Origin of the sequence: Candidatus Brachybacter algidus (genome assembly GCF_016707225.1) — a bacterium.
Taxonomy (GTDB): domain Bacteria; phylum Bacteroidota; class Bacteroidia; order Chitinophagales; family Saprospiraceae; genus Parvibacillus; species Parvibacillus algidus.
Window position 1 is genome coordinate 175,771 of sequence record NZ_JADJID010000003.1, and the last position, 13,891, is coordinate 189,661.

A 13,891-nucleotide genomic window follows, 5' to 3' on the forward strand; every position below is an offset into this window, starting at 1 on the left:
ATCTTTAGACCGAAACAGCTATTTCTCTTGATATACAAGAGTTTCTGTATTTGTTATCACTGTTACAGACATTGAATTATCTTTAGAGCCTTCTACTCTTCCTATCACTTGAGCCCTGATATTAAATATTGCGGATATTTCAATAATGGAAGCAGCAGCTTCAGCATCTATGTATATCTCCAGCCTGGTTCCCATATTAAAGACTTTATACATCTCTGTTAATGAAGTGTCTGTTGACTTTTGGATAATATCAAAAATAGGCGGAACCTCAAAAAGATTATCCTTTATAATATGAACAGGTGCATCACAATATTTCAAAACCTTTGTATGACCGCCTCCTGTAGCATGAATAATGCCATGAATACTTTCCTTATGATTTTTTAGAATTTCATTCAATACAGGTAAATATGTCCTGGTAGGTGATAATGCCAGTTTACCTATTGGATGATTTCTTCCACCTATGATTACGTTGTCATCTACTTTAAACTTACCTGTATAAACATATTTTCGATCGATCTGAGGAGCATAGGTTTCTTCATATTTATCAGCATAGTCATGATGAAACAATTCGTGACGGGCCATCGTAAGACCATTTGAGCCAATTCCGCTATTGTACTCCGTTTCATAGGTTGATTGGCCATAAGATTCAAACCCAATTATAACTTGACCTGAACGAATTTTATTGATAACCAGATCTTTTCTTTTTAGTCTTCCAAAAGCAGTAAAGCCAACATCAGCTGTCCTGACAATATCTCCAACGTCTGCTGTTTCTCCTCCTGCCAAAACTATGCGAACTTCAAGATCAGCCATTTTCTCAATAAACTTTGATGTGGCGCCGATCAAAGTAGCCAATACTTCTTTGGGAATCAATGCTTTGTTCCTTCCGATGGTACTCGAAAGGATGATATTATCGATGCAGCCTACACAAGCCATGTCATCTGTATTCATGACAATGGCATCTTGTACGATGCCCTCCCATACCGAGATATCACCAGTCTCTTTCCAGTACAAATAGGCTAATGAAGTCTTAGTCCCGGCCGTATCTGCATGCATAATATTGCAATATTCTTCGTCATTAGCAACAAAGTCAGGTAAAATTTTACAAAAAGCTGATGGGAATAAACCTTTGTCCAGGTTAATTATAGCAGCATGTACGTCCTCTTTATCCGCTGAAACACCTCTTAAATTATACTTTGACTCCATAAAAATTTAAAATAATATATTACGAAATAATTTAATGTGTTATATTTGTGTGAAAATCGGCATAAATCTTATTGAAATTAAGTTTTAATGAACTTTAAAGAAATAAATTGACGTTGATATTCTTAAGCAATACAATAATTCCATTTTTAAATTTTTTTCTCATGTATCGTTCAATCAATCAATTGTCTAAAGCTAAGACCATGAAAAAAAATGCTGTTTTAGCTTTCGCGTTATTTCTCATCTTGTTAACTTATTTGGTACTTTCAACAAAGCCAACTTCTTCGGTTGATTCTAATCAGGAAAATGAGGTTGTTATTAAATTACCTTAATTAAAGATTCGAATACAAACCGTTTAATTCTGCATCGATCATTTCAATGACTGCACCCAGATCATCTTTACTATCGATAAAATTCAATTTGTCCGCATTAATGATGAGCAAAGGACCTTCAGTATAACTTTCGATCCAGGAATCATATCTTTTATTAAGTTTTTTTAAGTAATCCAGACTCATATTACCCTCGTAATCTCTGCCTCTTTTATGAATATGGTCCACTAAAGTTGGGATAGTAGCCTGAATATATATTAGAAGGTCTGGCGCCTTGACTTGCGATGACATGGTTTTAAAAAGATCAAAATAGTTATTAAAGTCACGTTGGCTCATGAGTCCCATCTCGTGGAGATTCGGAGCAAAGATATAAGCATCTTCATAGATGGTTCTGTCCTGAATAACAGTATTACCGCCTTTGTGTATTTTAAGGATTTGTTTATATCTGCTATTGAGAAAATATATCTGAAGATTAAAAGACCATCTGGTCATATCCACATAAAAATCTGAAAGATAAGGATTGCTCTCTGTATCCTCATAATGGACATCCCATTTAAAATGCTGAGCTAACAAGGTCGTCAATGATGTCTTACCGGCTCCGATATTTCCAGCTATAGCAATATGCCTAGGATGTTTAACGGTTTCTTCCATGTGCCAAATGTAAGGTGAAGAAATCGGTTAACAAAACAATTTCTTCAACATTTGATTATTTTTGACGATTATTTGATACAAACTATCTAATATATCTGATAATTCAGAGAATGTATCTTATCATTGGCGTTCAATATTTCATGAAAATAATATGCAAGAAGCTGTAATTGATATTAACCACCTTTCCAAGATCTATATCATGGGAGAACAGCGTTTGCACGCTTTAAGAGATATAACTTTATCTATTAACAGAAATGAATATGTAGCTTTAATGGGTCCTTCAGGTTCAGGAAAGTCAACTTTAATGAATGTGTTGGGTTGCTTGGATACGCCTACCGGAGGCGATTATTTCTTAAACAAGACCAATGTTAGCCAAATGTCGGATAATGAACTTGCGATTGTTCGGAACAAGGAGATAGGCTTTGTCTTTCAAACCTTCAATTTGCTTCCTCGTATTTCTTCATTAGACAACGTAGCCATTCCATTAATATATGCCGGTCTTTCAAAAAAAGAAAGGATAGCTAAGGCAAAGCAAGCAATGGAAATGGTTGGACTTGGTGATAGAATGGATCACAAACCGAATGAATTGTCAGGTGGACAGAGGCAGCGTGTTGCTATCGCAAGAGCTATAGTGAATGATCCGGCTATAATACTTGCGGATGAGCCAACAGGTAATCTCGACACAAAAACTTCACTAGAGATTATGGCAATCTTTGAAAAAATCCATAATGCTGGAAACACTATTATTCTTGTGACACATGAACCAGACATCGCAGAATATGCCCACCGAATCGTAAGACTCAGAGATGGTTTGATTGAAAATGACGAGATAAACCCTAATGCATTAAGAAGTTTGAATCCGATTTTAAGTTAAGGTATATCGAAGTTGATTTAGAAATTTATTTGCTACGTAAATACATTTAAATATATAAGGATCACTTCATTGTCAGTTTGGCAATGATAATAAGGTCAACAATCATTTTATCTGCTTTACCAGGATATGTTATTCTGCTAAGATCAATTATTTCAAAATTATTTTCTTTTAAGTTTGAGATTAGATAGCTTTCCTCATGATAATTCATAAATATTTTGTCTCCTGTAGAACCTGATTCCCATCCTGAATTTAAATTGTTATCTTCCATCGTACTTATGTATATCACCCCATCCTCCTTCAATACTTTGGTAACATTTTTCAAAAATTTAATCACTTCCTCTTTTGACAAATATGGGAAAGCAAAACTGCACATTATACCATCATAGGACGCTTCCAACTGATCTATGTCCTTACAATCAAGCAAAATAAATGTAGCGGATGGATTATGCTCCTTGGCTATTTCAAGCATTTTGGGCGAGAGATCTGTAGCAAGCATTTTAAAATCCGGCCTTTTATCCAATAAATATTTAGTCACATTGCCAGGACCGCATGCAAGATCGATAATATCAGCATTTTGGATTTTAATTAAATCACAGAATAAATCTAGCGAGTCGTAATAAATAGATACATCCATGTACTTCTGACTATATAATTCAGCATTTTTGTCAAATACGGATACTGCAATTGCAGTTTTATCTTCATCGGTATGATTTTTCATATTTAATTACTTTATGTTAGGCTAAAGAACAGATGGAATTTAATATTATTTAGTTTGGAAGGTATAATTTTCCAAAATTCAAACTTGAAAGTGCAAAATTAACAAATACTATATAATGTTTAAGTTGCCTATGGCTAAAATCAAAGGCTATTGAACCACCTTAAATCAAATTCCCTTAATCATTTAGAATTCAAGCCAGGCTCTTTCAAATCAAAAGCTACCCTTTACTCTTCGCATTCATTTGCCTCCAACTTCAATTGGTGGAAAAAAATCATTAAAATTTTGCCCTTCATCATTTTTCTAATTTTATTTAGACTTATTCTACATAATAATAATCATATTTATATATTTGCGAATATTTTTAAAAACAAACTATGTTTAGATCAATATATACTGCCGCTTTTATTACTTTATTACTCTTACTATCTTTTACCACTTATGCTCAGTCTATGCTTGATAGTATTGAGGAAGCGACCGTAAAACCAAGTCATTGGTATGATAAATTTACAGTCTCATCGTATGGGGTTATGAACTATAATAACTATAATTGGCAGCTACTTCCTCAGAAAAGAAATGACATAGAGTTTGAACGAGCAGTCCTGGAATTGTCATACCGACCTTCTAAAAAGTGGTCTTTCAACACGGAACTCGAAATCGAGGCAGGAGGAACAGGAGTTGCAATAGAATTCGACCCATTAGAAGAGTTTGGTGAATATGAATATGAAGTAGAAAAAGGCGGTGAGATATGGTTAGAGCAGTTTAACTTCAAATACGACTTCTCTCCAAATTTCAATATTTCATTCGGTCGTTTAAAGGTGCCTTTTGGACTGATTGGATTCTTAGACGAACCAACAGAATACCACACCACAAATGTTTCAGATATGGAAAACACCATTCTCCCGACCCACTGGACAGAATATGGTGTAATGTTGAATGGCAGATTAGGAAAAAACTGGGTATGGCACGCAGGCATTGTCAATGGCTTAGATGGTAGTGCATTCAACTCTGCAAATTTTATAAAAAGAGGCAATCAAAGAAGATTCGAAGCCACCAACGTAAATGATATTGCAGGAGTAGCCCGTTTGGATTATGAATTTGGATATGAAAAATTTATTGGTATATCAGGTTATTACGGAAATACCAGAAACAACCGACCTAAACCTGATTTGCAGTTTGATGCAAATCTTGCAATGATAGAAGCCCACGTTGTTTATGAGTTGGAGCCCTTCGAATTCTCAGGAATTGTTCTGTATGGTGCTTTACAAAATTCTGAAGCCGTCAGTATAGCGAATCGAAATCTTTCCAATAACCTTAATGTAAAAAGAACACCTGTTGGAAAATCTGCCATGGGGTGGAGTGCTGAGGTTGCCTTTGAGCCATTTGACCTATTAAAGAAGCATCCGAACGGAGAGCTGTATTTGTTCGTAAGAGTAGATTCATATGACACGCAATTTTCAACTCAAGGACTCATCTTTGACAATCCTCGATGGGATAGAAATACTTATACCGGCGGTATTAATTATATGCCAAATACATGGCTGGTATTTAAAACCCAATTTGCACGACAATACTTAGGAATCGTAGAAAATAAAATTCAAGACACTTTTTCTCTTGGGTTTGGATATTATATCAAATAACAAAAACTATAACTAACATGAATACAATTAAAAAAATTATTTTACTATTTTGCGTAACTACCTCATTTGTAGCATGTAAAGACGATGAAATCAGCAATATAGACAACAAATTCACTTCGGAGATTGACAATATTGTTGATAATGTAATTTTATCCACTTATAAAAATCTGGACGAAAAAGCCGGTGATCTTGTTACTGCACTAGGAACATTGAATAATGCCAGAACTCAAGCCAATTTGGAGGCAGGACGCGAAGCCTGGAGAGCTACTAGAATTCCATGGGAACAATCAGAAGGTTTTTTATTTGGACCTGTTGATGCACAAGGCTTAGATCCTGCAATGGATTCGTGGCCAGTAAATGTAGAAGACTTAAACGCTGTACTAAATTCCTCAGATAATATTACTAAATCATATTTGGATGCATTGGAAGGCACCGTTAAAGGATTTCACACTTTAGAATGGTTATTATTTGGGTTGAACGGCGACAAACCGGTTAGTGAACTTACTGACCGACAGTTCCAATACCTACAGGCATGTGCACAGAGTCTGAAAGGAGCCACATCACAACTATACAATGCATGGAAAGCAGACGGAGGAAATTTCGGCGCAATAATAAAAACCGCAGGTCAGGCAGGAAATAACACCTACATATCGCAAAAGGTAGCTATTCAGGAATTCAAAGATGGAATGTTGCTCATAGCAGATGAAGTTGGCAATGGTAAGATTGATGAACCTTTTTCATCCGAAAATCTATTGTTTGAAGAATCAAGATTCAGCGCAAACAGTAAAGCCGATTTTGCTAACAATATGCGAAGTATTCAAAATATTTATCTAGGTGGTGTAAATGGTTCAACAGGGCTCGGGCTATCATCCATCGTTAAAGAAAAAAATAATGCATTGGATGCTGAATTAAAAACTGCAATATCAGAAGCTATTAATGCTATCGAAGCCATCCCGGGCACTTTTTCTGATGCTGTATTTAACAATAAAGTAGCTGTATCAAATGCTCAAGACAAGGTAAAAACTCTGGAGACTTTAATTAAGTCAAAATTAGAGCCTCTTATTAATTCACTTTAGGCTTTTGCCTAATTCATAAAAAATTACTGTGAGATTTACTAATAGTGCACTAATATATACGGGATTTTATTTGTTTGTAAATCTCACATTTTTATCTTGTACAAAAGCCGTAGAAGAATCCTTAAATGATATTAATGCTGGAGGAAGTACTACAATCTTTACAGAATTCTCAAACTCATTTCAACAACCGGCTGCAAACTTGGATAAAGAAGGCTTAGATGATCATCGCTCTGGAGATTTGCTTTTTGAATCCATCTTTGTCACTTCGCCTTCGCCTCAAAACAGTGGTCTTGGCCCTATATTCGTTCAAAATGCCTGTGTATCTTGTCATCCCAAAAATGGACGCGCTGCCTTTCCGGAATCAGGATCCGACATGGGTGGGCTTCTTGCCAGGATAAGTTTGCCTGGATCTGGTATTCATGGAGAGAATATTTCTGTTCCTGGATTTGGTACCCAATTGCAGACTAAAGCTAATTTTGGAGTTATACCTGAAGGACAATTGTCTTATTTCAATGAATTCATAGAGGGACTGATGGCGGATGGCTCATCTTATACATTGAGAAGACCAGTATTTAAAATATTTAATACTTACCTACCCTTCCCGTCAGAAGTTCAGATGTCTGTTAGAATAGGGCCACCAATTTTCGGGTTGGGATTGCTTGAATCTATTTCTGAGGAGGAGCTCTTAAAGAGAGTAGATCCTGATGATAAAAACAAGGACGGAATATCGGGCCGATTAAATTATGTTTACGATGACAGGGTCGGCAAAATGGCAATTGGACGCTTTGGGTGGAAAGCATCTCAACCTAGTATATACAACCAAACAGCTCATGCATTTCTGGAAGATATGGGATTGAGTAGTCCTTATTTGCCCCAGGATCCTTCTTATGGTCAAGTTCAACAAGATAGCAAGGCAGATGACCCTGAAGTTACGGATGATGTGGTGCGTCTAGCAACATTTTACGCCCAATCATTAGGAGTTCCTGCGCCGCGCAGACAAAACCTGCCCGATGTGATATATGGTAAAAAATTATTCGCATATATAGGCTGTGAAAAATGTCATACCTCCAAAATGCAAACCGGTCCAAATTCGGATCATCCTTTCCTTGCAAATCAATCTATTCAACCTTATACCGATTTGCTATTACATGACATGGGTCCAGGTCTGGCAGATCATCGATCTGATGGTCTTGCCAATGGAAACGAATGGAGAACTCCGCCTTTATGGGGGATTGGCCTCACACAAGTAGTCGGCGGCCATACTAATTTTCTGCATGATGGACGAGCACGAAACCTAGAAGAAGCTATTATGTGGCATGACGGAGAAGGTAGATCTTCTAAAGATGGATATGCGAAATTATCGAAAAAGGATAAAGAGAAACTGCTCTTATTTCTTAATAGTCTTTAGAATATTGGTACCAGGTAATCAGTAATGGTTAATCCTGGACCCATATTACAAATTACAAAACAACAATTTCAATAATTTATAAAGTTCCCATTGGAATGAAAGTCTTCTAATCTGTAGTTTCTACATTTAAAATGTGGTACTGTAGGGACAGGTCGCGACATGTCCCTACAGTACCACTTTTTAAATTATCATAATTTTTCTTCAAAAGTCTAAGCTTTAATTTTCATTTCAATACAGTATTTTGCTCCGAAGAATATTCTTCTCGCATCCACAATAAAGCCATCAGCCATTAGCTATTAGCCATCAGCGTCAACTTTCATATCGTAAACCTAACTTCAACCACAACTTCCCCTCCTTCGCCCCATTTTCAATTTCCTCACATCCCCACATCTTAACTAATAAATATATAAACAATTATAATTTAATGCCCTACCTTGCGTTTGATATTTGATTCTATTAGCAACCTTTTCGATCTATCCGATTTAACCAAAGAACAATATTATAATCAATAACATGATTAGAGCGACCCTATTCCACACTTTTTTCATTCCTTTCTTTACAGTAACCATGTTGCTATTAAGTCTTCAAGCGGGATTTAGCCAATGTCTTTCCGGCGATTGTGATGAAGGTCAGGGCGTATTAAAATTTAAAAGTGGCACGACTTATATCGGAGAGTTTTCTGAAGGAAAATTCGATGGAACAGGTATCATGATATCAGCTAATGGCGACCGTTTCATTGGGAAATGGAGATCCGATGTTCGCACAGGATATGGGAAGCTCATGATAGCCAATGGTAACCAAAGGTTCGAAGGAGAGTTTAAAAACAATAAATTCGAAGGTTACGGCACTTTTCAATACAAAGATAAATCAATCTATTCGGGTATGTGGTCAAATAGCTATGCGAATGGACCGGGTAAGTATAAAGCCAGTAATGATGATATTATAGAAGGTATTTGGAAAAACGGAGCACTGGATGAGCAACGAAGTATTGCTTCCTTAATGAAAGGCAAAAGTAAGAGACTCAGAGATTGTAACAGCATGAATTGTGAAGGTGGACTTGGTCTTTTTTCATACCCTGACGGATCAAAATGGGAAGGTATAATGAACGATGGAAAACCCGACCAATCTGGCGTTTGTTTTTATTCAAATGGTGATATTTATATGGGCGAGTGGGAAAATGACAAACCTGAAGGATATGGTGTTTTTTATTATTCAGATGGACGGAAAATAGAATCTAATTGGGCAAACGGGAAGGCACAAAAGTCTAATTACGAAGCTCCTGCAGAGAAGCCAATCGCAAGTTCATTGTTTGACAAACAAGTTAAGATCTGGGCAGTAGTAATAGGTGTAGGTCGATACTCTGATCTTCCCCAGCTTAAATATACAGATGATGATGCTTATCAGTTGTATGCATTTCTGAAAAGTCCGGAAGGTGGCGCTGTACCTGATGATCAGGTTAAGATCCTCGTTGACGAAGCGGCAAACAGAGAGAATATTATGAAAACTATCAAAACAACTTTCTCGAAAGCAGATGCTAATGACGTCATCATGTTATATTTCGCCGGACATGGTATCAATGGATATTATTTACCATTTGACTCTGACGGGTACAAAAATAGGATCAGTTATGATGAGATCAAGCGAGTATTAGAAAACAGCGAAGCCAAACATAAATTGTGCATAGCTGATGCTTGTTATTCAGGTAGTTTAATGGCCCAAAGATCTGCCTATGGAGAATCTTTGGACCTCTTCTACTCTACTTTTGAAAAAACTAAAGGAGGAACCGCATTCTTACTCTCATCAAAACAGGAAGAAACTTCTTTAGAATCTTCAGGAATGCGTCAAGGTGTTTTCAGCCATTACCTAATAGATGGTCTAAAAGGTGCGTGTGATTTAAATAAAGACAGGATCATTACGATCCGTGAGCTTTATGATTATGTCTATGCAAATGTTAAAAAATTCTCAGGCAATGCCCAGACCCCTGTTATCGCAGGGAATTATGATAATAATATGCCTGTTGGCGTAGTTAGGTTTTAGAATTGAAACTTAATGATAATATAGAATTTTTAGGCATCCGCCATCATGGTCCCGGCTGCGCAAGGCATTTAAAAGAGTACCTTGAATCTTACCAGCCTTCAATAATATTAATAGAAGGTCCTCAAAACGCTCAGAAACTGCTGGACGAAATGGTGATCCATGAGATTCGCCCTCCTGCAAGCATCTTGCTATTTCGACAAGGTCACCAGCAAAACACTTACATCCTCCCTTTTGCAATCTTTTCACCGGAATGGATCGCCATAAAATATGCCAAAGAAAATAATGTTCCTGTAGAATTCATTGACCTTCCTTTGGGGTATTATCCAGTCAAGGAGGATACTCAAGCAAAGTCGACGTCTCACTCTTACCCGCTAAAAAACACAGAAGAAGCTTTCGCCTACTTGAGCAAGCTTCAGGGAATTGAAGATGTTGAGCAATGGTGGGAGATTAACTTCGAAGTAGTTAATAATCAATTGAATTATTTTGAAAGAATCAGCGAGCTAATTGATTCCATCCAGCCTGCCATTGAGAGAGGCAGCACCCATCATACCAAGGTCAGGGAAGCATGGATGCGCCTACAAATCCGTAAAAGCATAAAGAAAGGTGAAAATAAAACTGCTGTAATTTGTGGAGCAGCACACCTACCGTTTCTCAGAAATTTTAAAAACTATTCAGTTTTAGAAGATAAGGAATTAATAAAGTTAAAGTCGAAAATAGACCTTACATGTAGCTGGATACCATGGTCTTACAAGAGATTGAGTTCGCTAAATAATTATAGTGCAGGAGTTCAATTTCCATTGTTTTATGAACATATTTACAAATATGGTTCTTCTGCACCGATCACAATTACCGCTGCCCTCTCTATTTATATGCGGAAGGCAGGTTATGATATTAGTCTTGCCCATACCTTAGAAGCAGTTAACCTTAGTCAGACACTCGCTTCATTAAGAGGCTTCGATATGCCTGGAATCAATGAGATCATGGAAGCATGTAAATCTGTTTACAATATTGAAAGTAAAATTTCAATGTCTCAATTAATACACGAGGCATTCATTGGTAATGATCAGGGAGAAGTTCCAGTGAATCTAAATGAGCAAGCGCTAATAGCAGATTTTAGAGCCACTGTTAAAGAATGTAAATTCGAAAAATATATCAAAGACAATGCAGAATATGAAGTCGTTTTGGATCTCAGAAATGAAAAATCCTTGCTAGCATCACAACTGATTTGGAAAATGTCACTCCTTGGTATTGATTGGGGAATTCCATCAGAGCCTTTCAAATCAACAAAAGGAACGTTTAATGAATACTGGACTCTTCAATGGAATACTGAATTTTTGATCTTCCTTTTTCATCAATGTATTTATGGTACTAACATAAATCAAGCTGTTATTGAAAAAATCAAAGAAAAGTTAAATGCTGAAGACAGTCCTACACAATTGACGCTTCTCATGAAGCCAATCATCAACGCTCAGATTCCTGAATTGACAAATTTATTTTTGCAGAAAATTGAAAATAATATCTTTCAAACGCATGAGATCAATCAATGGCTTCAACTCATGCCTACTTTAATCAGCTTTGCAAAATATGGATCAGTTAGAAATCTTGGAAATGCTGATATTACAGAACTCATAGAAAAACTTACTACAAGGATAGCTATCAATCTTGAAGAATCAATGATTGCTCTACCAAAAGAGGAAGTGGTAGATTTTACTGATCTTCTGGTCAAATTTGATGCTGCTTTGAGGCTTTTAAACAATGATTTAATTTTCAAAAACTGGACAATCAGTTTATTCCAGTTGTCGGAAAATAACAGGATACCATCTTTGTTGAGGGGATGGTTGGTAGGTATCAGTCTTGAAAACAAATTTTTATCCCATGAAGAGGCATTTACCATTATGGCATACGAATTGAGTGATCTCGACGGGATTGAAAATGCTGCACAATGGTTGGATGGCATTCTTTCAACCCAAGTATTTTCTGTTTTCGAAGTGCCCAAAATAATAGATATTATTAATGAATGGCTAAAAGTAATTGATTTCGAAAAATTCAGAGAAGTATTGCCTGGATTAAGAAAAGCCTTCTCAAAAATGTCTGAAGCTATGAAAAGTAGTTTTAAATCATATTCCAAGAGCAGCGCGTCACCTGGATTTAATTTCAAAAATGAAGAAATGATAAATGAGGATTTGAAAGCATTCTTTCAGACCTATATCAACCAACTTATCGGAGTGAAACACTGAACATACAAATCTATGATGGAATATCTAATTGTTCGATTTAATTGATTTTTTATCTATTATTATAATTTCTAATATGGAAAGAATAAAATTAATAACCAATTGATTACTTTTACGCAAAATTGTATAAATGAACATCTTTAAAATATTAATCCTTTGTTTTGGAATTTTTACAATTATCAGTTGCAAAAAAGATTCAAAATCATCTGGGATGGATGGTCAGGATCAATCTAAAACTGGTCAAGTAAGCACTATTGACAGCACTCAGCCTGCACTATTTAATGAAATAATGGCGGTCCACGATGAGATAATGCCTCAAATGAATGAAATAGAAACTTTAAAACAAGACATTCGAATGCGGATGGATAGCATCGATGCTCAAAACGATAAAGCTGAATTTAGAAGTCAATTTAGACATGCCCTTGCCGAGCTCAACAGAGCTGATAACATGATGTCTGACTGGATGAATAATTTTAAGGAAAACTATGATACTATCAAATTAGAATCTATTAAAAATAGTTTTCTTGAAGCAGAAAGAGCTAAAATAGAAGGCGTCAAGATGACCATGGATGAGAGTATAAAAGTTGCCAGACTTACAATCTCGAATACACCGGTTAAATAAGTTGATTTCGAATTTCTTCAATTTGATTCATTGCACACGCTGGCTTAACAATTCAAAATCTGTAGGATGCATATTCGTTCTATCTTTTTTTTATTAGTAATTACTAATGCTCTTTTTTCTTGCAAAAGCAATCAAACAGAGGAGCTCCCATACTTGGGTATACCAACTGAAGAAAATCAAAAACCACAAATACCCTCTTTTTCTTTTACTGACCAACTCAACAGGCCCACAACTGAAGCTACATTTAAAGAAAAAATTTACATAGCTGATTTCTTTTTTACTTCCTGTCCTACAATTTGCCCGAAGGTCACCGCCCAAATGCTTCGCATTTATAAAGAATTTGAACAAAACCCAGAAGTGGCATATCTCTCTCATTCAGTGGATACCAGACATGATTCAGTGCCTAAGTTAAAGCAATATGCAGATAAGCTGAACATCGATCATGATAAATGGCACTTTGTGACAGGTAAAAAAGAAGATATCTTCAGTATTTCTAAAAACTATATGAGTATTGTATTAGAAGACCCAGATGCTCCTGGTGGATATGACCATAGTGGATACATTATTTTGGTAGATAAAGATAGACACATCAGAGCCTATTGCAACGGAACAGATCCGGCAGATGTAGATAAATTTATAGATAAAATCAAAGTCCTTCTCAAGGCCGGCTAATGAAAAGCTTCATAATATTTGTAATCGGACTTATTCTTCTCCTTAATTCTTGTAATTCTTTCAAACAGGGTGAGCGTATATATTTGTCTAAATGCTCTAATTGTCATGGAGTAAATGGAGAAGGGCTCGCACAGATGTATCCTGCGCTAGACAAATCTATATATGTTAATTCCCTGGTGAACCACCTACCGTGTATTATATTAAATGGAAAATATACACTCGATAAAAATGGCAATAAAACTTCAGAAATGCCTCCTGTAGCCAACATAGGTGATGTTGAATTGACCAATTTGATCAATTATTTACAGTACAAATTTAATCCCAGCCAAACTCCTGCTCAACTTGACACGATCGTTGCCTGGAGATTAAAGTGTAAATGAGATTTTACTTAGTTGAAGGATTATTCATTTTCTGAAGTAGAGCTATTTTGTTA

Annotated in this window: 13 protein-coding genes; 10 read left to right on the forward strand and 3 right to left on the reverse strand. The window is 36.1% G+C overall.

The genetic code is table 11. The features are described from left to right. Nucleotides 1-18 precede the first annotated feature (18 nt). Complete coding sequence (locus IPI15_RS10620) at nt 19-1,203, reverse strand: AIR synthase-related protein (protein WP_287420219.1); 1,185 nt, start codon at nt 1,201-1,203, stop codon at nt 19-21. Between the two features lie 161 nt (nt 1,204-1,364). Between IPI15_RS10620 and IPI15_RS10625 the strand changes: the two genes are divergently transcribed. Then, entirely contained in the window at nt 1,365-1,532 is a 168-nt protein-coding gene (locus IPI15_RS10625; RefSeq protein WP_287401571.1) for a hypothetical protein, read from the forward strand. Here the strand turns inward: IPI15_RS10625 and IPI15_RS10630 are convergent, their stop codons facing one another. Beyond that, nucleotides 1,533-2,180 (reverse strand): deoxynucleoside kinase, encoded by a 648-nt coding sequence (locus IPI15_RS10630; RefSeq protein ID WP_287401572.1) that lies wholly within the window; start codon nt 2,178-2,180, stop codon nt 1,533-1,535. It lies immediately after the preceding gene. A 151-nt stretch (nt 2,181-2,331) separates the two neighbouring features. Here IPI15_RS10630 and IPI15_RS10635 point away from each other — a divergent pair, with 151 nt between their 5' ends. After that, nucleotides 2,332-3,054, forward strand: a complete 723-nt coding sequence (locus tag IPI15_RS10635) for an ABC transporter ATP-binding protein (protein ID WP_287420221.1) — start codon at nt 2,332-2,334, stop codon at nt 3,052-3,054. A 61-nt stretch (nt 3,055-3,115) separates the two neighbouring features. Here the strand turns inward: IPI15_RS10635 and IPI15_RS10640 are convergent, their stop codons facing one another. Further along, nucleotides 3,116-3,772 (reverse strand): class I SAM-dependent DNA methyltransferase, encoded by a 657-nt coding sequence (locus IPI15_RS10640; RefSeq protein ID WP_287420223.1) that lies wholly within the window; start codon nt 3,770-3,772, stop codon nt 3,116-3,118. Between the two features lie 374 nt (nt 3,773-4,146). Here IPI15_RS10640 and IPI15_RS10645 point away from each other — a divergent pair, with 374 nt between their 5' ends. The 8 genes from IPI15_RS10645 (at nt 4,147) to IPI15_RS10680 (ending at nt 13,838) form a co-directional block, all read left to right on the forward strand. Continuing rightward, nucleotides 4,147-5,409: a porin gene (locus IPI15_RS10645; protein ID WP_287420225.1), complete on the forward strand. Its 1,263-nt coding sequence runs from the start codon at nt 4,147-4,149 to the stop codon at nt 5,407-5,409. A gap of 17 nt (nt 5,410-5,426) precedes the next feature. Continuing rightward, the gene (locus IPI15_RS10650; protein WP_287420226.1) at nt 5,427-6,485 is read left to right on the forward strand and encodes an imelysin family protein; all 1,059 of its coding nucleotides are present in this window, start codon (nt 5,427-5,429) and stop codon (nt 6,483-6,485) included. Nucleotides 6,486-6,513: 28 nt separating this feature from the next. Next, complete coding sequence (locus tag IPI15_RS10655; protein ID WP_287420228.1) at nt 6,514-7,893, forward strand: di-heme oxidoreductase family protein; 1,380 nt, start codon at nt 6,514-6,516, stop codon at nt 7,891-7,893. A gap of 513 nt (nt 7,894-8,406) precedes the next feature. Then, complete coding sequence (locus IPI15_RS10660) at nt 8,407-9,930, forward strand: caspase family protein (RefSeq protein ID WP_287420230.1); 1,524 nt, start codon at nt 8,407-8,409, stop codon at nt 9,928-9,930. Between the two features lie 2 nt (nt 9,931-9,932). Further along, nucleotides 9,933-12,167: a DUF5682 family protein gene (locus IPI15_RS10665; RefSeq protein WP_287420232.1), complete on the forward strand. Its 2,235-nt coding sequence runs from the start codon at nt 9,933-9,935 to the stop codon at nt 12,165-12,167. A gap of 127 nt (nt 12,168-12,294) precedes the next feature. Continuing rightward, nucleotides 12,295-12,786: a hypothetical protein gene (locus tag IPI15_RS10670; RefSeq protein ID WP_287420234.1), complete on the forward strand. Its 492-nt coding sequence runs from the start codon at nt 12,295-12,297 to the stop codon at nt 12,784-12,786. 66 nt (nt 12,787-12,852) lie between these two features. Continuing rightward, complete coding sequence (locus IPI15_RS10675; RefSeq protein ID WP_287420236.1) at nt 12,853-13,458, forward strand: SCO family protein; 606 nt, start codon at nt 12,853-12,855, stop codon at nt 13,456-13,458. Beyond that, nucleotides 13,458-13,838: a c-type cytochrome gene (locus IPI15_RS10680; protein ID WP_287420238.1), complete on the forward strand. Its 381-nt coding sequence runs from the start codon at nt 13,458-13,460 to the stop codon at nt 13,836-13,838. The genes IPI15_RS10675 and IPI15_RS10680 overlap by 1 nt, the downstream gene beginning before the upstream one ends. Nucleotides 13,839-13,891: the final 53 nt, after the last annotated feature.

What these genes read in the sequence shown, in the direction of transcription:
- IPI15_RS10620 (WP_287420219.1), bottom strand. Translation starts at nt 1,203, where the DNA reads ATGGAGTCAAAGTATAATTTAAGAGGTGTTTCAGCGGATAAAGAGGAC.
- IPI15_RS10625 (WP_287401571.1), top strand. Translation starts at nt 1,365, where the DNA reads ATGTATCGTTCAATCAATCAATTGTCTAAAGCTAAGACCATGAAAAAA.
- IPI15_RS10630 (WP_287401572.1), bottom strand. Translation starts at nt 2,180, where the DNA reads ATGGAAGAAACCGTTAAACATCCTAGGCATATTGCTATAGCTGGAAAT.
- IPI15_RS10635 (WP_287420221.1), top strand. Translation starts at nt 2,332, where the DNA reads ATGCAAGAAGCTGTAATTGATATTAACCACCTTTCCAAGATCTATATC.
- IPI15_RS10640 (WP_287420223.1), bottom strand. Translation starts at nt 3,772, where the DNA reads ATGAAAAATCATACCGATGAAGATAAAACTGCAATTGCAGTATCCGTA.
- IPI15_RS10645 (WP_287420225.1), top strand. Translation starts at nt 4,147, where the DNA reads ATGTTTAGATCAATATATACTGCCGCTTTTATTACTTTATTACTCTTA.
- IPI15_RS10650 (WP_287420226.1), top strand. Translation starts at nt 5,427, where the DNA reads ATGAATACAATTAAAAAAATTATTTTACTATTTTGCGTAACTACCTCA.
- IPI15_RS10660 (WP_287420230.1), top strand. Translation starts at nt 8,407, where the DNA reads ATGATTAGAGCGACCCTATTCCACACTTTTTTCATTCCTTTCTTTACA.
- IPI15_RS10670 (WP_287420234.1), top strand. Translation starts at nt 12,295, where the DNA reads ATGAACATCTTTAAAATATTAATCCTTTGTTTTGGAATTTTTACAATT.
- IPI15_RS10675 (WP_287420236.1), top strand. Translation starts at nt 12,853, where the DNA reads ATGCATATTCGTTCTATCTTTTTTTTATTAGTAATTACTAATGCTCTT.
- IPI15_RS10680 (WP_287420238.1), top strand. Translation starts at nt 13,458, where the DNA reads ATGAAAAGCTTCATAATATTTGTAATCGGACTTATTCTTCTCCTTAAT.